The following is a 22,707-nucleotide window of genomic DNA, read 5'->3' on the forward strand; positions in this document are numbered from 1 at the left end:
TTTAAGGAGTGTAATATTCACCCATGTCTAACGCCACCCCTAAAAACAAAACTGGTAAAGCCCCCTATATGGGCACAAGGCCAGACTCCTCAACAGATACGGTTCGTACCTATCTGCACGAGATCGGCCGTGTGGCGCTGCTCACCCGCGAGCAAGAGATTATTTACGGCAAGCAGGTGCAGCAAATGATGCAATTGCTAGAAGCAAAAGAAGAACTAGCTAAAGAACTGCGGCGCGAACCAACGGAGGTAGAATGGGCTTTGCAAGTGCAGCTAAGTGAAGCTGAACTCAAGCGCTTGATGCACCAAGGTCGGCGGGCCAAGCAGAAGATGATTGAAGCGAATTTGCGTTTAGTCGTGGCGATCGCGAAAAAGTACCAGAAACGCAATATGGAATTCTTGGATTTAATTCAAGAAGGTACTCTCGGCTTGGAGCGCGGTGTAGAGAAATTTGACCCGATGCGGGGATACAAATTTTCCACCTACGCCTATTGGTGGATTCGCCAAGCGATCACGCGCGCGATCGCCCAACACGCTCGTACCATCCGCTTGCCGATTCACATCACTGAAAAACTCAATAAAATCAAAAAAGTCCAGAGGGAACTAGCCCAGCAGTTAGGGCGCAGTCCCACGCCAGCGGAAATCGGCTCTGCACTAGAATTACACCCCTCCCAAATTCGGGAATACTTGCTGATGGCACGCCATCCAGTTTCTTTGGATCTGCGGGTGGGAGATAACCAGGATACAGAGCTACAAGAGCTTTTAGAGGATGAAAGCGCGTCTCCTGATGATTACATCACAGGGGAGTTGCTCCGACAAGACCTCAACAACCTGATGGCGGAACTGACTCCTCAACAGCGAGATGTCTTGAGTTTGCGGTTCGGTTTGGAGGATGGTCATGAAATGTCTTTGGCCAAAGTCGGAGAAAGGCTGAAACTCAGCCGCGAACGGGTGCGCCAGCTAGAACATCAAGCCCTCGCTCATTTGCGCCGTCGGCAGGCTCAAGTACGAGAATACCTAGCTAGCTAGATATTGGAGAGAAAAGATTTTAGATTAAAGCTAAAATCTTTTTTTGTATTTATAGCAGTCTTAGCCTTTAACAAGGGGTACAAAAACCGGGTTGGTTGCAAGCAACTGGTTGATTATGGCAAGCCTTTTCTCTCAGAAACCCGGTTTATTCAAACTAAATCGATTACGTGGCGTACTAGCAGGATTATTCTTAACTTTGGGGTTAGGAGCGATCGCTACTTACTTGACAACCACATCTGTAAGCGGATTAGGGTTGTTGGCTGTTGCGTCTCCGAAAGTCACTGCACTTTTGCGTCCGCCAGTCAAATTCTGTCCAAAACCATTTACCATTGACTCCGAGCCGGAGCCAACAAATGGTTTAATAACTGATGGCATTTATTTCTATGGTCAGTCTCCTCAACGCGACCAAGTTGAAAAGGAGTATTTCGTGTTTGAACTTCGCAAGGGGAAGGTAATAGGAGCTTTTTACCTTCCTCGGTCTGCTTTTTACTGTTTTTATGGCTCTCTACAATCAACTCAGCTAGATGTAAAGGTTGTAGATAGTTTCGACGGGAGTACGTCTCCCTATTCTGTCAATCTCCCACAGTATCATCGCCTATCGAATATCAGTGAGAACGATCGGCGGTTACTAAATATATGTAAAAAGACTTATCAACGGCAGGTTTGGGGACAATAGAGATATTGCTGCGTTCGCCGCAATACTAAGGAGTGCGATCGCGGCCTGACCCTGGATCTTTATTCCCAACCAAATTAAACTTTACGGTGTAAAGCGCTATGAGGCAAAACTCGCTGCACTTCTTCTACTGTAGTTATACCGCTTGCCACCTTTTCAATTGCTGCTAACCGAAAAGAAATAAAACCTTTTTCAACTAAATAGCGGTGCAACTGAGGCATTGTCCCCTCATAAATTAAATGGCGAATATTATTATCTAAATCTAGCAACTCAACAATTGCTTCTCTTCCTAAATAACCAGAATTAAAACAATTAGCGCAACCTCTACCCTTGCGCCAGCCAAAAGGATTGGCATCTTCCCAATCTAAAGCTAATACCTCCATATCCTCCTGAGTTGGTTTATAAGGTTCTGCACAATGAGGGCAAACTCGCCTCACTAAACGCTGAGCAACAATTCCTAAGAGAGCATCACTAATTAAACCTGGATCTGGCCCGATATCTTTTAATCTGGGAATAGCACCAATGGCATCATTAGTGTGCAAAGTTGTCAAGACTAAATGACCAGTTAATGCTGCCCTAACTGCTGTATCTGCGGTGTCGCGATCGCGAATTTCCCCCACCATAATAATATCAGGATCTTGACGCAAGATCGCCCGCAAACCCGCAGCCAAAGTCATCCCCGCCCTTTCATGTACCTGCGTTTGCGTAATCCCCGGTAAAACGTATTCCACCGGATCTTCCACCGTTACAACGTTCATGTGTTCCGTCGCTACTGACAGTAAACTCGTGTACAGCGTGCTAGTTTTTCCCGAACCAGTAGGCCCGGTAAAAATAATCATCCCTTGGGGTTGTTGCAACCAATTTTTATATATATTCAGTGCCTGGGGAGCAAACCCCAAACTATCTAAATCGCTAAAAGGATTTTCTTGTGGTAATAACCTAATTACGGCTTTTTCTCCACCTACGCAAGGCAAAATACTCACCCGCATATCTAACCCCATTTCTGAACCTTGACCGGCGGCATAATTCTCCCCAATGCGTCCATCTTGGGGACGGCGGCTTTCAGCAATGTCCATGTTAGACATAACTTTTAAAGCCACAACTACTTTACGACCAATCTCCGTAGGAAAAGTAGTAATTTTCCGTAAAATTCCATCAATCCGGTAGCGAACTCTTAAACCATCTGTCCCAGGTTCAAGGTGAATATCGCTGGCGCGGTTTCGCAGCGCCCCCGAAATCAAAGTTTTAATTCTACCAATTTGATCGGCTGCTTTTGTGAGGTAAAGTTCTGTAGTTTCACTAACATCTTCTGGTTCTAATTCTCCAGTAATCGGATTAATTAAAGGCGCAGAACTAATGCGGTTGGGGTCGAGATTTTGGCTGTGAAACCAGGCGCGGTAACTCTTGTCATCAATAGGAATAATTTTGATATCGCTGAAAGTGCGATCGCTCATTATTTTGAGCGATTCTACAGATACCTCTACGGGAGAACCCAAATAATAGCAGTTTCGCCACAACAATAGAGGAATTAGAGGTGGTAATATATTTCTATCGGGAAATTCCCGAAAAAAGCGAAAGCTAACTTCTCGGTCAAGTAACTGCAAATTTACGATTCCCTGATCGTCTACTAAGCTTTGCAGCGCTTGCTCGCAGGTAATGGCACGATTTCTCAGTTGTTGCCAAGCAGATAGGACTGAAGCAGTTTGCATGGTAGTTGCGAATCCTGACTAGAGTTTACTGTTCAAAGGACTTAGGAGAAACATCAAACTGTGAACGATTTTGTAATAACATCAAAATCTTAGCCTATAATTACGCTATACTCATCTTATAATCGCTCGCAAACATTTTTTTGTATTCCTGTGCGTTCTCTGCGTTTAGGCAAAAAAACCTTGGCTTTACAAATCAGTTAAAATTACTATAAACTCAGAGCTCAATAATAGTTATAATAGTTGACTAGCTTTCCACCAACTTATGAAGTTACGCTCCTTTTTATCTTTCCTTATTCCTGGCATTCTTGCCTTATTCGCGTTAAGTGCAGGTGGTTTTTACTGGCTAAAGGCTAACACCCCGCTGAATTTGCTGCAAGGCGGCCCGACTGGTGCCCCTGTGGCTGCGATGTTTGTGCCGAAGAGTGCGCCTGCTATGTTATCAATGCTAGTAAATCCCGATCGGTTGGAAGCTTTGCAGCAGGTTTTTTCTCCTTTCCAAGAGAAAGGGCGATGCCTTCGGCTGGCTACGCCTACGCACTCTGAAGTTAACCAAATTAAAAAAAGCTTGTTGGCAAATACGGGTTTGGATTACAGTCGAGATATTAAGCCCTGGTTGGGGGATGAAATTACTCTGGCGGTAACGGCGACGGATTTCGATCGCGATCGCAGCAATGGCAAACAAATTGGGCTATTATTAGCTCTGGCAAGCAACGATCCTGACCTGAGTCGAGAATTTCTAGAACGCTTCTGGCAGAAACCTACCGTTAGTGGTGAAAATATAGTTTCTGAACAATATAAAGGCGTGAAATTAATTTATAGGACAGGGAGTATGGGTAACACTCTTTCATCTCTGTCTTCAGCAGGATCGCCAAATTTAGCTACTGCTGTAGTTGGTAGCAGTTCCACAAATCATCATAGTTTTGTCCTCTTGGCTAACCATCCCAAGGTATTGCGAGAAGCCATTAATAACGTTCAAGCTGCCAATCTAAATCTGAATAATAATGCTGAATATCAAAAGACTTTAGAAGAGTTAAAAGGTGGCAGAATTGCTGTAGCCTTTGCAAATATAGCGGAAGTAAATGATTGGATTGGTACTCAAAAGGCAATTGGTGATGCACAAAAGGCAAATCCGATGGCATCTCCCTCAACACTGGCGATCGCTATGGGAATAAATCGGCAAGGATTACTTGCAGAAGCTGTTTTAGTCTCCCCTGAAGGTAAAAATTTTCAATCTCCAACCCCCAAATCTGGGCTAGTTAAGGCTTTAGATTATGTCCCGGAGGCGAGCCCTTTTGTAGCAGCGAGTACCGATCTCAACCATCTTTGGAACGAAATTGCTGCTGGAGTTACTGGTAACGATCTACTCTCAAAATTGGTAAATCAACCCCTAGCGGATCTGAAAGTAACTTGGGGTATTGATTTAGCAGAGGATATATTTAGTTGGGTGCGCGGCGAGTATGTTTTAGCTTTGTTACCCCGTCCAGATCGCAATGGCCCTGATTGGATTTTTGCGGCTGAAAAATCACCGGAGTCTGAAAAGGCCATCGCTCGTTTGGATGCGATCGCGCTCAGTCAAGATTATAGCATTGGCAGTTTTAACCTGGATAATCAAAAGATTTCGGCATGGACGCGCTTGACTACTAGCTCTAATTTTGATAATAAAAATACAGCTATTAAAGCTGAAGCTAAGGGCGTTCATGCTACTGTTGGGGAATACGAAGTTTTTACCACTTCTGTAGAGGCAATGGATGAAGCGCTGAAAGCTTCACAAACTGGAAGTCTGGCTAGAAATAGTGACTTTCAAACTAGCATTGCGCCTTTACCCCAGTTAAATTATGGTTATCTATACTTAGATTGGCCGTCAAGTAAGCCTGTGTGGGAGCGGCAAATACCGCTTTTGAGGTTGATTGAGTTATCTGCGAGGCCGTTTTTCGACCATTTGCGATCGCTTACTTTAACTAGCACTGGTGAAGAAGCTGGTGTACGGCGAGGGAGTGCTTTTATTCGGCTAAATTAAAAGGATAATTGGTAATTGGTAATTGGTAATTGGTAATTGGTAATCCCCCCTCCTCCCCATCCTCCCCATCTCCCCCATCTCCTCCTCTTTCCCTAGCCCCTAGCCCCTAGCCCCTAGCCCCTTCTTCTTAACACTTAACTGGTAGCCTAACAGTAAAAACAGACCCAGAACCCAACTTACTCTCAACTTCAATATCACCACCCATCATTAAGCAAAAGTGGCGGCTAATCGCCAATCCCAACCCCGTACCACCATATTGCCTCGTAGTAGACGTATCCCCTTGCATAAAAGGTTGAAATAAATGCTCTAATTGCGTGGCGGACATCCCAATTCCAGTATCAGCCACTTGGAACAACAAGAAACATAAATAATCTCCTTCACTTTCTATATCACCATTAAATATTTCTTCATTTCCTACCTTTTCATCCTTAGTAAGAGTAATAGTAATAGTACCATCCTTAGTAAACTTAGCTGCATTACTCAGCAAATTAAGTAATATTTGGCGAGTCTTAGTAGGATCGGCATACATTTCATCCAGATTGCTTCCAAAAGAAACCTCCAACTTATTAGAATTTTTCATAACTAGCGGTTCTACAGTAGCAATTACTTCCTCAATCAAATCTACAGGATTGAAATTTTCCAGGTAAAGTTCCATCCTTCCCGCTTCAATCTTAGAAATATCAAGAATATCACTAATCAAGCCTAACAGATGTTTTCCCGCCCTCTGAATCCTATCTAAATCCGAGATAAATTCTTCAGCTCCCAAATCTTCAGCATCTTCTTTCAACAGATCGCTGTAACCAATAATTGCATTAAGAGGAGTACGTAATTCGTGACTCATATTTGCTAAAAAAGCACTTTTGGCTTGATTAGCTGCAACCGCAGATTGGGCAACTTTTTGAAATTCTTCTGCGAGTTTACGTTGAGTAATATCCTCCGCAATGCCCACAATGCGGTAAATTTCCCCCACGTCATTATATATCGGAAAAGCGCGATCGCGAATCCAGCAAATAGAACCGTCAGGACGCAAAATCCGGTATTCTCGATCGTACTCTGCTTGCGTATTTTTCTCAATAAAAGACATCACCCGCTCGCGGTCATCGGGATGAATTGCACTTGCCAAACATTGCGGATTTTCGTATAAACTTTGACGACTGCAACCCCAAATTTGCTCGCAAGCAGGACTTACATAGAGTATCTGCTTTTGATTGGGGTCAATCATCCAAAAAACCTCATGGATATTTTCTGCCATTTGGCGAAAACGCTCCTCAGAAGCTCGTAGCTCGCCGACTATGCGTTGTAGTTCCGTTACATCCTGAACTAAAGAAGCTACTCCTACCACATTACCATCATCATCAATTAAAGTCGTGTTGTACCACTCACATAAAATAATCTTACCGTCTTTCCTTACATTCTCATTAGTGCTGCGCCTCCCTCCCCGATTTGTCGATAACTCTGCCCAAAGCTGATGGATGTAACTTAAATCTGTGTTAGGAATTAAAAGCTCGATCCCATTGCGCCCTAAAGCTTCTTCGCGGCTATATCCAAAAATTTGTTCCGCCCCTGGATTCCATTCAGAGACCTCAAAATTCACCTTCCATTCAATCACGCCCACCGGCGTTTGCTGAAAATGTAGAGCTAATTTTTTCTGAGATTTTTGCAGAGAAGCTATCAACCCCATCTTTTCCGCTTCGGCCTCTTTCTCAGCAGTAATATCTCGAATTAGAATCACTGTTCCTAAATAAGCTATTTTACTAGATTGGGAAATGGGAATCGAACACCGATGGTTAGCAACTGAATATTTCTCCTGAGTAATTGGAAATTGTGACTTACCATTAGCGGTAGTATCCAGACTTTGCTGATCTCGAATTAGGGAGCCACGCAGATTATTATCGTCTTTCAAAATAGCCGTTACAGCCGCCTTACCCGTGCGACCCCCAGCCAAAGGGATTTCCAATGTAAAAACATCTCTGGGACAGCTCTTACTGTGTTCCATTAATTGAGTTATCTCACTCCCAAACACCTCTTGGTACTCTTTGCCCTCAAGGTTAATTTCGCTCAAATCAAATAGAATTAAAAGAGCTGGATTAAAGCGGGCAATCTTTCCATTTTGGTCAATTACTAACAAACCATCAGCCAAATTATCGACGATGGCACTCAAATAAACTAGAGCTTCCTGAAGTTCCTCAGTAGCAGTTTCCACTCGCTCTTCCAAAGTAGCGAAAGACTCTTGCAACTGACCAGCCATGCTGTTAAAAGACCGAGCCAAAACCCCCAATTCCTGCGAGCGATTTACTTGTAGTTCCCCTTCCCATTCTCCCCGTGAAAAAGCCTCCGCAGCTTTGCTCAAACGCTCAATCGGCCCCACAATCCATTTAGAAGTCAGAATTCCTAGTAGCGTCGCTACTATCAGCGCACCCAAACAGAGCAAGATAGTAGTACGAGTATTGGCGTTAATTTCATCCATGAAATCTGCTTCTGGCACAACAACCACAATCAACCAATCAAGGCCTCTACCATCAGAAAGCGGTGTCACCTGAACGAATTGGCGATTTCCATCGAGGATGAAATCCGATTGTTGGCTGCTTTTAATTTTATTAAAATCCCCAAAGCTTTCAACTAAATGCTGCGCCGTCGAGCGAATCAGTGGATTTGGACTACCTATTGCCGACATTCGTTTAGGGTCATTATTACGACCAAAAAAAGGCGATTCAGGAGTTGAATTTGCCACCAGTTCTCCAGAGCGTTCGATGATAAAAGTCTCTCCCGATCGACCAATTTCCAGACTTCGCAGGAATTGATTAATCTGGGAGAGTACCAGGTCAGCACCAATTACACCTAAGAGTTCCCCTTGATTGCCATAAACTGGTCTAGCAGCAGTAATACCCAGTTTGGGAAAGCCAATATATGTGTAAATTTTGCTCCATTTCGCTTTGCCAGCTTTAACTGCGGCTGTATACCAGGGGCGAGGCCGGGGATCGTAGTTAGGGGTGACTTTTAACAGCTTGGAAATATTACCTAAGTTATCGAGACCATAGCTATGAAAGTCGTAGTTAGTGGATTGGTCGCAAACTCCAATTCGCAATTGACCATTATCAAGGCGTTCCACGCCAATAAACTCTTTTTCTTCTGAGGAGAACTGAATGTAGCCGATAGTATCAAAACTTTGAATTTGTTTAAAGAGATAGCGCTTAAGGCCTTCGGAGTCGTGTAAATCTAAAAGACCAAGGCGGAAGGCATTGATGTTAATTTGATTGATAGTATGAGGTGTTTCTACGTAACTGTAAAGGTGTTGCTGGATGCGGGCAGTTACTTCGCTGCGAAGTTGCGTTGCCACGTTATTGACAGCCTTTTGCCCATTCCGCAGCGAGAGCCACCCTGTCAGTGCTACGGCCGCAAAAGTCTGGAGTGTGAAGGGTACTACTAGGACAGTGCCAAGAGGCACTTTTCCTGATACTTTTATAATCTGGGCGATCAGATATTTTAGCGGCATCATGGAATAATTAATTCAAAATTCAAACTTAAAAATGTTTGAAATTCTTGTGCTTTAAGAGATCCGGCTAGAAAGCAATGGACTTTTGACTAACCTGAGAACTGATTCTCAAATGAAAAATTTTCTCAGCAGTTTGCCAGCAAAGAAGCTTTATCCTAGCAACCAGAGTTGGAAGGGGAACGCCTCTTAACTTAACCTATAGTCTGGAAAATGCAACCGCACCAACAAATTTTTCCTTTACATAAACCAAACTAGGGGAGAAACTAGAGGGTAGAAGGCAGAGGGCATAAAGATTCAGTTATCTAGAAGGGAATAAGGTTCTAGCTGCTTAATATGTGTTTACATACTTGTTGATTTTTGTCTACCTACTTATTTGCTATATAGCAATCGCCACAATGGTTAAGACACTCGCTCATGGCCCAAACTATTGACTCTCTTTCCCTTATTTCCCTTATTTCCCTTATTTCCCTTATTTCCCTTATTTCCCTTCTTTCCCTAGCCCCTAGCCCCTAGCCCCTAGCCCCTAGCCCCTAACCGCCCTGGCGGTTGCTATACTTTCCAGATGCCAGCGTGAACTTTGAACCCCATCTCTTGAAGTCGATACTTAGAGTCCTTGAGATTATGCTGCACGTTCTCCATCGCCACTTGTCTTTCCTCTAGGGGGCAGCTAGTGGTAATCTCTGAGACGAGTTCCTTAAAGTGAACTACGTGACCTAGTACCTGCTGGCTAAGTACAATGTAAGCTGTAATCAGGGCGGCTCCCCTTTCGTCACGTGGGCCTATGACCCAATGTATATCTACGTGCGTTTCACCAATCTCTTTTGCTCTGAGGAAAGCCAGATACCCTTCGGCATCCTCAAATTCTAAATAGGCCATTGTACTGATGTTAATTCCTTGTTGATTCTAAAGTAATATTTTTACAGCCTGAGAACTTGTGGATTTCCAAAGTGTAACAGGCTCAGGGTAAGGCAGAGCAAAATATTTTCTCCAACTGGGTGCTTTCTCTATGGCTGGGCCATTTGGCTTAAGACTAGGTATGAGCACTATTTATTTACTGGCAAAAATTATGTGCTTGTGTGGCGATCGCATCTCCTTAAGGACTACGATCTAATTTGCGATCGCTGTTAGGTTAGATATGTTCCAGATCGAGTTAGGTTTTTTCTCAAAAAAAACCTGATATCAGGATTTAGGGATGCAACTTGTATTGTAATTGACATTCCCCGGGAATTAGGCAACGGGTTTTCAGGCTAGCTATTATAAATTTCAGATTTTACAAATCGTTCACTTAACCCTGCTCGTAAAGAACCCATGAAAGAAGGACAAACGCTAAAAGGACGCTATAAAATCATTCAAGACCTCAAGAGAGGAGCTTTTGGCAGAACTTACTGCGCCGAAGATGAGCAGGATTCTCAAGGAAGCTTGTACGTTGTCAAACAACTTCAGCCAAATACAACTAATCCGGCAATTTTAGACGAAGCGCGACGGAGATTTGAACTAGAAGCTTCAACTTTGGAAAAGTTGGGCGATCACGATCAAATCCCTAAACTTTTAGCTCATTTTGAGGAAAATCAAGAATTTTATTTAGTTCAGGATTTTGTTGACGGTCAAGATTTGAGCCGAGAAATTACTGAAGGTAAGCGGTGGAATGAAAGCGATGTGGTGACGATGTTGGTGGATGTTCTGGAAGTTTTAGAGTACATCCATCAGCAAAATGTGATTCACCGCGATATTAAACCATCTAATTTAATTAGGCGTAAGTCCGACCACAAAATTGTGCTGATTGACTTTGGCGCGGTAAAAGAAATAGAAACTTTAGTAATTAATACGTCAGGGCAAACGAGTGGTTCTGTGATCGGTACGCCGGGGTATATGCCGATTGAACATTTGGGGGGAAGACCGCGTTTTAATAGCGATATTTATGCCTTGGGAATGACTGCTATTCAAGCGATAACTGGGGTAGTTCCTCTGAGATTGCCGCGAGATTCCCAAACAGATGAAGTGGTCTGGCGGAATGTGGTAGAAGTGAACGAACAGCTAGCAGATATTTTAGATAAAATGGTCAGGTCGCAATCTCGCGATCGCTATCAGTCAGCAACGGAAGTTTTAGACGATCTGCGGGTTGTAGTTAATGAAATCCGGGGACTGCACAGAATAGGACAAATATTAGATAAGCGTTATAAAATTATTAGTTTGTTGGGAGAAGGGAGATTTGGACAAACTTATTTGGCTCTAGATCAGCGCCGAACTGATAATGCTCGCTGTGTTATTAAGCAACTTAAGCTGCAAGCAAATCATCCTTTGATTGTACGGGAAGCAAGAAGAATATTTGAAACTGAAGCCCAAGTTATGTACAGTTTGGGTAAAAACGAATTGATTCCAGAACTGTTGGGGGAGTTTGAAGAAAATCAAGAATTTTATTTAGTTTGGGAATTTATAGAAGGTGAAGAAGTTAGTAAAGAAATTGCCCACAATCGATTTAATGAAGAGCAGGTAGTTGACCTTTTACAAGATGTTCTTTTAACTCTGGCTTTTGCTCACGAACAAACTATTCACTGCGATATTAAACCTGATAATTTAATCCGGCGTTCCTTGGATGGCAGGGTGATGTTAACTGATTTCGGTTCAGTTAAGCAAATTAGCACTTTAGTAGTGAATTATCAAGGGCAATTGAGCATTACTAATGTTATCGGTACACCTGGATATATGCCGAAGGAACAGCAAGCTGGAAATCCGCGCCCTAATAGTGATATTTATGCTTTGGGGATGACGGCGATTCATGCTTTAACAGGGGTATTTCCAGCAGAATTAGGTCAAGAACCAAATACGGGGGAGGTGAATTGGCGAAGCCTACGGCAGGCTTCGCCAACGCAAGCTCAAGTTAGTGAGAATTTAGGGGCAATTTTAGATAAGATGGTGCTCAGCTATTTTCGCTCGCGTTATGAATCTGTAGATGAAGTCCTTAATGATTTGCGGAAGGTTCACAGCACTCCCAAGGTGGCAGGCGAGTTAGAAATTCATCCATATTTTGAGTTAGAAGATGGCGATTTTTTTGAGTTAGAAGCTAGTAGGGAGAGTGCCTTGCTACCTGCTAGGGACAAGTCAGAAATTCACTCGGATTCCGAGACAAGAAATGGGGCAATGCAACAGCGGGTAGCTGATAGCAATCAAGCTAAAACAGAGGATTTAGTGGCAGTTCCTCCCGCGATCGAGGAAGAAGCGACTGCTACTAAATTACCTCTAACGACAGCGATCGTTACTCTCCCTACATCGCATCGAAAAATTTTGCCTATTTCTCTGGCAATATTAGCCGTTTTGCTGACTGTAGGCGGCATATTTATCTGGCCGTCTGTACAATTTATTTATTTGTTGAATCAATGTAATGGGTTGATTGAGGCGGAACAAGGAGAAGAAGCAGTACAGGCGTGCGATCGCGCCATAGCTATTAAACCAAACGATCCCGAAGCTTTGAAGGATCAAGGCGACGCACTATCTAGTTTAGAACGCTATGAGGCGGCGCTGGTAACTTATGATAAGGCGCTACAATATAAGCCAGATTTTTATCAAGCTTGGAACACGAAGGGCCAAGTTTTATACAAATTACAACGTTATAATGAGGCCCTGGAGGCCCACGAAAAGGCGATCGCGATCGCGCCAACAGATGCTAAGGGTTTGAATGGTAGAGGCGTGGCGATGATTGGTTTGGGTAAGTATGATGATGCTTTGGTAGCTTTTGATAAGGCGATCGCGACTAACCCAGATGACTCCCAAGCGTGGGAAAATAAGGGCTTAGCATTGGAGTATTTGCAGCGAACTCAAGATGCAGGAGGCGCATACAAAGAAGCGATCGCTTTACTTGATAATCAGCTTAAACAAAAGCCAGAGAATGTCAAGGCATGGGTAGATAAAGGCCGCGTATTGGGTAAATTGCAGCGTCATACAGAGGCGTTAGCCGCCTATGATAATGCCATTCAAATTAAATCAGATTTTTATCCGGCGTGGATTGGTAAAGGTAGTACCCTATTTTTCATGCAGCGCTTTCAAGATGCGTTGAATGCTTACGATAAGGCGGTGGAAATTCGCCCGAAATACTATTTACCTTGGCATAATCGGGGTTCCGTATTGTCGGATGGGTTACAGCGTTATGAAAATGCTTTAGCTTCTTATCAAAAGGCGATCGATCTTAACCCCAATTTTTTCCCTGCTTTGCGAGATCAAGGTAAGGCGCTGATGCAGTTGCAGAAATATGAAGACGCGATCGCAGCTTTTGACAAGGCGCTGAAAATCAATCCCAATGACTATCCATCTTGGGGTAGTAGAGGGATTGCTTTGACTAAGCTACAGCGTTATGATGAAGCCTTAGCAGCTTTTGATAAGGCGATCGCGATTAATTCAAATGACCCCCTAGCTTGGGCCAATCGCGCTTGGGCCTTGGAACAGTGGGGACGCTCTGAGGATGCGATCGCGGCCTATAATAAAGCAATTGAAATTAAGCCAGATTTTCAACCTGCGATCGAAGCCAGAAAAATGTTATTGGAGAAGTTGGGACTACAATAAGTATATCGATTCAATTGGGAATTGGTAATTGGTAATTGGTAATGGCTAATTGCTAATCGCTAATGGCTAAACGTAAGGTGGGCGATCGCCGCAAAAATCTTGTCACAATTCGCTAATATGGTTTCAGCGATCGCCCACCCTACAAGCTAACTATCCATCTCCCCCATCTCCCTCATCCTTCCCATCCTCCCCATCTCCCCCATCTCCCCCATCCTCCCCATCCTCCCCCTCTCTTTCCCTAGCCCCTAGCCCCTAGCCCCTAGCCCCTTCTTTATGCTGATATATCCCGGCTGATTTTTAACTCGTTCAATCCAATTTTGAATCGCGGGAAATCCTGCTAGATCAAATCCGCCTTCGTCAGCAACGTGAGTATAGGCAAACAAACCGATGTCAGCAATAGTGTAGCGATCGCCTACAAAAAACTGATGCTTTTCCAAATGCCTTTCCATCACACCTAACGCCGCATAACCAGGTGCGCGTTTTTGATTAAGCGCCTCTCGATATTCATCAGCTTTATTTAAAATCGAAATCCAAAATCTAGAAGTAGCAATAAAAGGTTCGTGACTGTATTGTTCAAAAAATAACCATTTCATCACTTCTGCGCGTTGAAACTTATCAGTCGGGAAAAAATCAGTTTCTTCACCCAAGTAAAACATAATCGCATTCGACTCCGCCAGAAATTTACCAGGTTCAATTTCTAAAACAGGAATGCGACCATTAGGATTTTTTAGTAAAAATTCTGGAGTGCGACTTTCCCCTTTGAGAATATCAACCTCAATGCGTTCAAAAGCAATTCCCAACTGTGTCAAAAGTAGGCGAATTTTGTAGCAATTGCCAGAAGATGAAAACTCGTACAATCGTAGCATATAGAAGAAGGAAGAAGGAAGAAGGAAGGAAGAAGGAAGAAGGAAGAAGAATTTATAAAGCAACTAGCATAGATATTCGTAATATCACCCTCTGGGCGGTATGTCACTACCCAAAGGGCGGCATCACCTAAGTTCTCAAACAAATATTTTTTATGTCATTATCACAAATTACTATACTACGATATCACGAATGATGAATATTGTCAAAACCAGCCACTTCTGCCAGAGTGTAAAGCGGTCTACCTTTCACCTCCTCATAAATGCGTCCTATATATTCGCCTAAAATGCCAATACTGACCAACTGTACCGCACCCAAAAAGAAAATAGCCATTAAAATAGTTGCTAAACCAGTTAATACAGAATGCGGGTAAAAAACTCGCCAATATAAAACCAAAAGCGCCATAATAATAGAAACAACGGCAGCAAATAAACCCACATAAGTAGATAATCGGAGAGGAACCTTAGAAAAAGATACCAAACCATTCAAAGCTAATCCTAGAGATTTCGTAAAAGTATACTTAACATCGCCAGCAAAACGAGGATCGCGATCGAATTTAACTGCCGTTTGTCGAAAACCAATCCAAGCTCGTAATCCCCGAATATAACGATTACGTTCAGGCATTTTATTTAGGACATCAACCACACACCGATCCATCAAACAAAAATCCCCCGTATCGATAGGAATATCCACATCTGCTAGATGCCGCAAAATGCGATAATATAGATAAGCAGGCATTCGTTTTAACCAGCTTTCTTGGCGACGTTGAGTCCTTTGAGCGTAAACCACTTGATAACCGAGTCGCCACTGTTCTACCATATCTAAAATTAACTCTGGCGGGTCTTGTAAATCACCATCAAGAATTACGACAACTTGACCGCGTGCAAAATTTACGCCAGCCGTAACAGCTATCTGGTGGCCGAAATTACGAGCGAAACTTAGATAACAAATTCGCGAGTCTTTTTGATGAAGTTCGCGGATTATTGGTAAGGAACGATCGTGGCTACCATCATTGATTAAAATTAACTCAACTGGCCCATCCATTCGCTCCATGACTGTACTGATTCGCCGATACAATTCAGCGAGGCTTTCCTCCTCGTTATAAATAGGAATTACAAAGGAATATTTAGGGAACATGGTTCATCTCCGGCAAATTACTTACGATCTGTCATTGCGAGCGAAGCGAAGCAATCTCAACACCTTTAGGACTTGTAAAAAAACCATTTTCTCCAAAAAATCGGGGATTTATCCGAGAGATATTGACACAGAAAAAGGTTTTCGCTCCCCCGTGTGTAAGTCCTGACCTTGCGATTGCTTCGCTTTGCTCGCAATGACAAGTATTTAAGTGGACATGATATTACCAATTACCAGTTACCAATTACCAGTTACCAGTTAACAGTTAACAGTTAACAGTTAACAGTTATAAATTCATCTTCCTAATTTATTAGGAATACCTTCGCAGCCACCGGGAATGGTTTTTCTAGATTGTTCACCACACCAAGAACAACAATAGTATCTTTGGTCGTCAGATAACCGCTTAACACCTGTGAAATCAGCATTTTCAATGACTGCGCCCGTGTTTTTGCCTGTATTGTAATCGGGGATATCGGTGCGACTGCGAGGTGAAGCGGTTTCTACTGAGCCGTAAAATAGGGATGCGCCTTTGAGATCGGCTCTGGCGAGGTTCGCGTCGTATAAAATTGTACGGGAAAGGTTAGCTTTCACGAGGTCGCTGCCGCTGAGATTGGCTCTGACGAGGTTGGCTTCGCTTAAGTCTGTCCAGCGTAAATCCATGTTAGCGAGATCGGCTCCTGCTAACATCACGCCGATTTCGATGACGCGCACGCCGTATTCGCGATCTTCAGCGTAACCGCCGTCTCCGTCAAGGATGGGACGACCTAAATGGCGATCGCGCTTAATTGGGGTAACTAATTTAGCTTGGGATAGAAAGCGCATAATTTTGGCTTTGCCTTCTGCGTCTACACTGCTCATAATGGCAGCGGTGCGACCTTCTGCGATCGCTCTTTCTTGGGGCCAGTCTTCCAAGAATCCCTGTTCGTCTAAAGCTAAGTCGGAAACGCCTTGAAAATAAGCGTCTATGGTTTGCTGCTGAGTAATTCTATTTTGTTGAATTGTCAAGTCTTTTGAGATCACATATTGTCGCCAAGCGACGTAAACGCCCAGAATTGCGATCAGAATTTGCCCTAATGCGCCGATCAATTCGCCCAATGCGCCGATCGCATCCCAGTTAATCTGGATGTTAGGGCCGTCCGGTTCGTTATTGGTACTACTCAGCATCAATAAGCCCACGATTCCCGCTAAAATCCCAAAGCAAGCAACGATCAGAGTGCGCCAGGTGGGGGGGATGACTTGCGTCCAGATGTGGCCCCAACTCGGCCAAATGACGCGCAGAGACATGGCGATCGCCGCGATCGCACCGAGTAACCCGATCCAGACGTTATCGTTGGCCAATCCGATAATCATGGCCGCGATCGCGCCTAGTGTGAAGGCTGAGGCGGACAATTCAGCAGGGGTTTGTTGCGGTGGTTTGAGTTCAGGAGGTGTCGGCTTGGGAGTTATCGGTTTGTTTGGTTTGGAAGCCACGAGCACCCCTTCTTCTGAGGGGACATTGGCGGCGTTACCGTTGGGACTTTCTGCAATATTAACATTTTATTTGCGATTGCAGTTCAGTTGATGGAGAAAGCAGAAACGCAAAAAATTAATATTAACAAATCTATTAAAGATAAATTTTATGAATGGTTTGCCACTCGTACCAAAACTAAACTCGATGAGATTAAAGCTGAATCAAGTGCCGGCTTTGACTTGTTAGGTATCATTAAAGGTAAATTGCAAGCAGATGCAGTAACTAGAACCGAGATTAAGGAAGAATTAGGAAAAAACTTTGCCGATCTTATCGGGCGAATCAATGAAATCGCCGTTGCGATTGAGAACTCAGTTAATAAAGACATACTTGTGATTATTGATGATTTAGACAAGTTGGATTTAGCTTTAATAGGAAATATTTATAGAGACAATATTAAGGCGTTACTTTCGCCACAATTTCGGGTGATTTTTACGATTCCGATTGCAGTAGTTAGAAACATCAATTTGCGGTCAACAATCAGTACAGAGACAGACAACAAAATTCAAATCATGCCTGTTTCTAAACTCTTTGCCAAAGGAGAAAATAGGCAACTTAACCCTATAGCTCTTGAGCAAACTAATCTTCTGTTCTTGGATATTTTGCAAAAGCGCCTTTCTTCTAGATTGATAGAACCGGAAATAGCGCAACAGATCGTTTTTAAAAGTGGCGGCGTGTTGCGAGAGATGATCCGCATCGCGAATAAATGTTGTGAAGAATGTTTGTTGTTAATTGAGGAAAAACCGTCTCGCCAAGATATCAAAATTAATCAGGAAATCCTCAACCGTTCGTTAACTGAGTTGCGTCTCGAATTTACCGCCGGTTTAGGCAAAGTTGAGTTTGAGATATTAACTGCCACTTACAAAAACTATGAACCTGACGACTCAAACAATACAAACTTTTTAGACTTGCTACACGGCTTATATGTGTTAGAATATAGAAATGATGATTTATGGTATGATATCCACCCCATCGTCTGCGACCTCTTGAAGCGTCGGGGATTAATTTGATTATGCCAGAAGATTTTTTAGAAGATAAAATTGACAACGAAAAAAGCTATCGCCAGTTATTAGTATCGATCAAGGCGAGTCAGGGAATTTTATCGGTACTGGTTGCTGTTTGCGATGATATCAACTTTCGAGAAAGCCTGATTAGGCGTTACGAAGGGGAACTGGAAAAATGGAATATTCGCCCCTATCGATTGAGACTTGCCAGAGGGGAACCTAGTTTGAGAAGTGCCATTGCTAACCAGGTAGAGATAGATGAGTATTTGCAACAGCGAGGTAGGTCAGTTTTAACGGTTGTTGGTGCTGAAGATTTATCCTTTTTGAGTAGAAATTCTGAGCGATCGGAACAAGATAAATTTTTTGGTTATCTCCAGTGGACGCGGGAAGGATTGCGGGCTTTTCCTTTTCCTATTGTCTTGTGGATTACTAATGATATTTTTGGCAAAATTAACAGAAGAGCACCGGATTTTTGGAGTTGGCGGAAAGGAGTTTTTCGGTTTGAAGCTATCAAAGTTAGTCTAGTTGCAGTGACAGGATCTATAGCGGTAATAGGTGAAGATGTATCGAAAGATTCTAGTTTATCTAATTTTAATCAAAATGACTTTTTATTATCCCTAGAAGATTTGCAAGGATTAATTGAACAAACCCGGAGTAGAAATGGTGATAAAGATCCTAAGTTGGCAGGTTTGTATAGTCGGATAGCGCAGGTGTATGAAGCTAGATTGGATCGAGGAGAATCGGAAGATTATCGAAAAGAGAGAGAATTGGCGATCGCGTATTTGTATCAAGCTATTGAACTGCAAAAAGAGTTTGGATTAAAGTTTGATTTAGTGGGTAGTTTGAATCGAGTGGGATTGATTTTTCAAGTTGAAGGGAGGTTTAAAGAAGCAATTGAACTACATCGGGAAGCGTTGGCAATTTCACAGGAAATACGCGATCGGCAAGGTGAAGCTACTTCCTATAGAGGTTTAGGCAATGCTTACAGTTCCCTCAGAAAATACCAGCAAGCGATACATTTCTATCAGCAATCTCTGGAAATTTCACAGGAAATCGGCGATCGCCGAGGTGACGCTAGTTCCCTCAATGGTTTAGGCAATGCTTACAGTTCCCTCGGAGAATACCAGCAAGCAATACAGTTCCATCAGCAATCTCTGGAAATTGAACGGGAAATCGGCAATTGCCAAGGTGAAGCTAGTTCCCTCACTAATTTAGGCATTGTTTACCAATCCCTCAGACAATACCAGCAAGCGATACAGTTCCATCAGCAATCTCTGGAAATTTCACAGGAAATCGGCGATCTTCAAGGTGAAGCTAATTCCCTTGGCAATTTAGGCAATGTTTATGACTCCCTCGGAGAATACCAGCAAGCGATAAAGTTCCATCAGCAATCTCTGGAAATTGCACGGCAAATTGGCGATCGCAGAAGTGAAGCTATTTCCCTCAATAATTTAGGTAATGCTCACAACTCGCTCGAAAAATACCAGCAAGCGATACAGTTCCATCAGCAATCTCTGGAACTTGCACAGGAAATACGCGATTGCGAAATTAAATATGCCGATCTGTGCAATATTGGCAATTGTCACCGATTTTTAAAGGAATACCCGCAAGCGATTAATTACTATCAACAAGCGCTAGTAATTTTACGGGAAAAATGCGATCGCAAAGGTGAAGCCAATATCCTTCAATGTCTAGCTGCATCGTATTATCAGACTGGCAAAATTAAAGAAGCATTTGCAGCCGCTTCCCAAGCAGTTCAGATATTAATGGAAATTGCTACATCTCTAGATGATTACCCTTTCCCCAAGTGGATAAAATCAGCGATTAAATTTGCACAACGAGGTAAATGGCAAATTGCCTTGTGCTTTGTTGCGGGGTTGATGGCCTTTCCTTTGGTTCCGTTTGTTATAGTTGCATTTGTAGCCTTGACAATATGGCGGCTAATCCACCCTAAACTGAATCGACATTGAAGTAAAATAAAACATCTCCACAGATTTTAAGCTATGAACACAAAACTCATTGAATCCCTAGTACAAATCATCGAAACACTCTCAGAAGAGGAGAAATTGCTAATAAAAGCTAAATTATTTAGTAACATTCCCTATCCTTCAACTTCGGAAATAACCCAGTTAGCCCAAAGCGGAGGAGCATTTCAATTTCTGCACGATGAGCCTGATGTTTATACTCTTGAAGATGGAGAAACAATGAAGTAAAATAGAAAAATCACACCAATTTAAAGAGGTGAAATAAAATGACACTTGTACTGCCGAACTTAAAAGACAAACAAATGGGTCAAGTTCTCACCATAATAACTGTCACCAATCGCATCGATCGAGTCCTAGCCGATCGCGGCTTCATTTCCCATGATGAAATCCGCACTATGACACTCGATCGAGTCCTAGTTGATACGGGCGCAACATTACTCTCCTTACCCGCTCATATTATCAGTCAGCTAGGTTTAATTCAAGTAGGAGAAAGGGATGTAGAAACATCTGCTGGCATCAAAAAAGGTCGAATCTTTGCTGATGTCGAACTTTTTGTAGAAGGGAGAGAAGGCAGATTTGATTGTTTAGAACTGCCGGAAGGAGTGAATGCGGTTTTGTTAGGTGTCACTCCCTTAGAAATATTAGGTTTAGAACCCGATTTAAAAAATCAAAGGCTGCGGGTATTGCCGATGAATGAAGAGCAAACATATTTGATGGTATAATCTTAAAATTGGGCGATTAAAATCGCGGCTACACAAGCAAAGTCCGCCTACGCGGACTGATAGAAATTTCAACCCGCGTAGGCGGGTTTCGTCTGTGTAGACGCGGTTTCAACCGCCAACAAATATAAATAAATTAATTCAATAATTTACTAAGAAAAGCCAAGAGCAAGAACTAACAAAAGCCAAGAGCAAAAACATGATAATATACCTCCATAAAGAAAGACTAAAATAACTGCTGACTATGGTAAGGAATGGCATAGGGATTCGCACGGCTCAAGCGCGTTCAGAGCGCATAGTCGGTCAAATTCATGTTTACGACGGCGCTAGTAAAGGCAAATCTCAGGCCGCCTTGGGCGTAGTTTTGCGCTCTATTGGCTTGGGCATCAATTCTGACTCCCCCACAAGAGTTTTACTGCTGCGGTTTCTGAAAGGGCCGGGGCGCTCCTATGATGAAGATGGGGCAATAGAAGCTTTACAACGGGGCTTTCCCCATTTAATAGACCAAGTGCGTACTGGCAGAGCAGAATATTTCGGCTCCAAAGAAATTACCCGCTTTGATAGATTAGAGGCTCAGCGGGGGTGGGACGTGGCAAAAGGCGCGATCGCATCAGATTTATACTCAGTTGTAGTTCTCGACGAAATTAACCCCGTCTTAGACCTCGGTTTACTGCCCATCGAAGAAATAGTTAATACCCTCAAACACAAATCCGAACACTTAGAAATTATCGCCACAGGTAGGGCCGCCCCCCAAGCACTGCTAGATATCGCCGACTTGCACTCAGAAATGAAGGCCCACCATCACCCCGCCGCCGCAGCTAGCGGCATTACAGGGATCGAGATTTACACCGGCGCTGGTAAAGGCAAATCTACTAGCGCCCTCGGTAAAGCTTTACAGGCCATCGGTAGAGGCATTAGCCAAGATCAATCCCATCGTGTATTAATTATGCAGTGGCTCAAAGGGGGGACAGGCTATACAGAAGATGCCGCGATCGCAGCCTTGCGACAGATATATCCTTATTTAGTAGATCATCAACGTTGCGGCCGAGATGCGATCGTTTGGCGCGGACAGCAACAAGAGCTAGACTATGTAGAAGCCGAGCGCGGTTGGGAAATAGCTAGAGCTGCGATCGCATCTGGCTTATATAAAACTATCATCCTCGACGAACTCAACCCCACCGTTGACCTCGAACTCTTACCCGTAGAACCCATAGTCGAAGCCCTACTCCGAAAACCCCGCGATACAGAAATCATTATCACCGGGCGCTGCTACAAACCCCACGCTTATTTTGACCTAGCCAGCGTCCACTCCGAAGTTTTCTGTCACAAACATTATGGCGATCGCGGAGTAGAATTAAAGCGCGGCGTAGACTTTTAAAATATAGTCAGACAGAAAATGAACATTTGATTCTCTTCCCCTCTTTCCCTAGCCCTGAGCATCGTAGCCCCTAGCCCCTAGCCCCTAGCTATAACCCCTGACAGACTGGGGAACTGACCGACTGGCAAACTGGCTACAGAATAACCCTAAAGAATAAACTTCATAGGTTTTTTCGCCGAAATATCTTAAAATCGACTGAACGATTTAGAAAATGTGTTATTTATGCGTAAGTCCTAAAGTCGAGCCTACCTGTGCCAACAGCAACAGCCGCGACCTGCTTTAGGCTAAACCGCAATCTAAGCCAAACCCATCTGCTAACTTTCAAAACCTTAGCCTCTAGGCACCGCTGTGCCTGGAACCAAGCCAAAAGACCTAAAACGCTTGCGGAACTTGGAGTTTGCCAATCCCGTCTAACCCACTATAAATATCTTCCCAAATCTAAAGAGGATTATTGTAGGGTGAAGACTTTCACAGCAATAGCCAGCCAGCAAAAAGTTGGCTCAAGAGAAAGTCTAGACACGCTTACTCAAAGTGGGCTAGACTTGCGACTGGCAAAAAGGTTAAACTACAGCGGAATCCAAATATTTGGTTTTCTAGGCAGAGTCTGTAGTCGCAGTAGCGCGATTACCAACAAGTAGAGGA

16 protein-coding genes are annotated in these 22,707 nt (G+C 43.4%); 10 read left to right on the forward strand and 6 right to left on the reverse strand.

Annotated elements, in window-relative coordinates:
- Positions 1-23: 23 nt before the first annotated feature.
- Positions 24-1,028, forward strand: coding sequence for an RNA polymerase sigma factor, RpoD/SigA family (locus tag OSCIL6407_RS0105445; protein ID WP_007354241.1), 1,005 nt, complete (start codon positions 24-26; stop codon positions 1,026-1,028).
- Between the two features lie 115 nt (positions 1,029-1,143).
- Entirely contained in the window at positions 1,144-1,704 is a 561-nt protein-coding gene (locus OSCIL6407_RS0105450; RefSeq protein ID WP_007354242.1) for a hypothetical protein, read from the forward strand.
- Positions 1,705-1,778: 74 nt separating this feature from the next.
- Here the strand turns inward: OSCIL6407_RS0105450 and OSCIL6407_RS0105455 are convergent, their stop codons facing one another.
- Positions 1,779-3,410, reverse strand: a complete 1,632-nt coding sequence (locus OSCIL6407_RS0105455; protein WP_007354243.1) for a GspE/PulE family protein — start codon at positions 3,408-3,410, stop codon at positions 1,779-1,781.
- 262 nt (positions 3,411-3,672) lie between these two features.
- Here OSCIL6407_RS0105455 and OSCIL6407_RS0105460 point away from each other — a divergent pair, with 262 nt between their 5' ends.
- A complete protein-coding gene (locus OSCIL6407_RS0105460; RefSeq protein WP_007354244.1) occupies positions 3,673-5,427 on the forward strand; it encodes a DUF3352 domain-containing protein in 1,755 nt (584 codons plus the stop codon).
- A gap of 127 nt (positions 5,428-5,554) precedes the next feature.
- Here OSCIL6407_RS0105460 and OSCIL6407_RS0105465 read toward each other — a convergent pair whose 3' ends face one another.
- Together OSCIL6407_RS0105465 and OSCIL6407_RS0105470 are read right to left on the reverse strand one after the other, a co-directional pair.
- On the reverse strand, positions 5,555-8,923 hold the full coding sequence (locus OSCIL6407_RS0105465) for a PAS domain S-box protein (RefSeq protein ID WP_007354245.1): 3,369 nt from the start codon (positions 8,921-8,923) through the stop codon (positions 5,555-5,557).
- A gap of 546 nt (positions 8,924-9,469) precedes the next feature.
- Positions 9,470-9,796: a hypothetical protein gene (locus tag OSCIL6407_RS0105470; RefSeq protein WP_007354246.1), complete on the reverse strand. Its 327-nt coding sequence runs from the start codon at positions 9,794-9,796 to the stop codon at positions 9,470-9,472.
- Between the two features lie 432 nt (positions 9,797-10,228).
- Between OSCIL6407_RS0105470 and OSCIL6407_RS0105475 the strand changes: the two genes are divergently transcribed.
- Positions 10,229-13,474: a protein kinase domain-containing protein gene (locus tag OSCIL6407_RS0105475; RefSeq protein ID WP_007354247.1), complete on the forward strand. Its 3,246-nt coding sequence runs from the start codon at positions 10,229-10,231 to the stop codon at positions 13,472-13,474.
- A gap of 245 nt (positions 13,475-13,719) precedes the next feature.
- Here the strand turns inward: OSCIL6407_RS0105475 and OSCIL6407_RS0105480 are convergent, their stop codons facing one another.
- Complete coding sequence (locus tag OSCIL6407_RS0105480; protein WP_040650160.1) at positions 13,720-14,340, reverse strand: glutathione S-transferase family protein; 621 nt, start codon at positions 14,338-14,340, stop codon at positions 13,720-13,722.
- Here OSCIL6407_RS0105480 and OSCIL6407_RS35235 point away from each other — a divergent pair.
- Complete coding sequence (locus tag OSCIL6407_RS35235) at positions 14,316-14,471, forward strand: hypothetical protein (protein ID WP_019487003.1); 156 nt, start codon at positions 14,316-14,318, stop codon at positions 14,469-14,471. The two genes, OSCIL6407_RS0105480 and OSCIL6407_RS35235, sit on opposite strands and share 25 nt — an antisense overlap.
- A 53-nt stretch (positions 14,472-14,524) precedes the next feature.
- Here the strand turns inward: OSCIL6407_RS35235 and OSCIL6407_RS0105490 are convergent, their stop codons facing one another.
- The gene (locus tag OSCIL6407_RS0105490) at positions 14,525-15,475 is read right to left on the reverse strand and encodes a glycosyltransferase family 2 protein (protein ID WP_007355650.1); all 951 of its coding nucleotides are present in this window, start codon (positions 15,473-15,475) and stop codon (positions 14,525-14,527) included.
- Between the two features lie 291 nt (positions 15,476-15,766).
- Positions 15,767-16,948, reverse strand: a complete 1,182-nt coding sequence (locus OSCIL6407_RS30340; RefSeq protein WP_407635876.1) for a pentapeptide repeat-containing protein — start codon at positions 16,946-16,948, stop codon at positions 15,767-15,769.
- Positions 16,949-17,032: 84 nt separating this feature from the next.
- Between OSCIL6407_RS30340 and OSCIL6407_RS0105500 the strand changes: the two genes are divergently transcribed.
- The 5 genes from OSCIL6407_RS0105500 (at position 17,033) to OSCIL6407_RS0105520 (ending at position 22,065) form a co-directional block, all read left to right on the forward strand.
- On the forward strand, positions 17,033-17,989 hold the full coding sequence (locus OSCIL6407_RS0105500) for a hypothetical protein (protein WP_019487006.1): 957 nt from the start codon (positions 17,033-17,035) through the stop codon (positions 17,987-17,989).
- 2 nt (positions 17,990-17,991) lie between these two features.
- Complete coding sequence (locus OSCIL6407_RS0105505) at positions 17,992-19,953, forward strand: tetratricopeptide repeat protein (protein ID WP_007355653.1); 1,962 nt, start codon at positions 17,992-17,994, stop codon at positions 19,951-19,953.
- Positions 19,954-19,986: 33 nt separating this feature from the next.
- Positions 19,987-20,196, forward strand: coding sequence for a hypothetical protein (locus OSCIL6407_RS0105510; protein WP_007355654.1), 210 nt, complete (start codon positions 19,987-19,989; stop codon positions 20,194-20,196).
- 38 nt (positions 20,197-20,234) lie between these two features.
- Complete coding sequence (locus OSCIL6407_RS0105515) at positions 20,235-20,690, forward strand: pepsin/retropepsin-like aspartic protease family protein (protein WP_007355655.1); 456 nt, start codon at positions 20,235-20,237, stop codon at positions 20,688-20,690.
- Between the two features lie 241 nt (positions 20,691-20,931).
- Positions 20,932-22,065 (forward strand): cob(I)yrinic acid a,c-diamide adenosyltransferase, encoded by a 1,134-nt coding sequence (locus tag OSCIL6407_RS0105520; protein WP_007355656.1) that lies wholly within the window; start codon positions 20,932-20,934, stop codon positions 22,063-22,065.
- Positions 22,066-22,707: the final 642 nt, after the last annotated feature.

The organism is Kamptonema formosum PCC 6407 (genome assembly GCF_000332155.1).
Lineage (GTDB): Bacteria > Cyanobacteriota > Cyanobacteriia > Cyanobacteriales > Microcoleaceae > Kamptonema > Kamptonema formosum.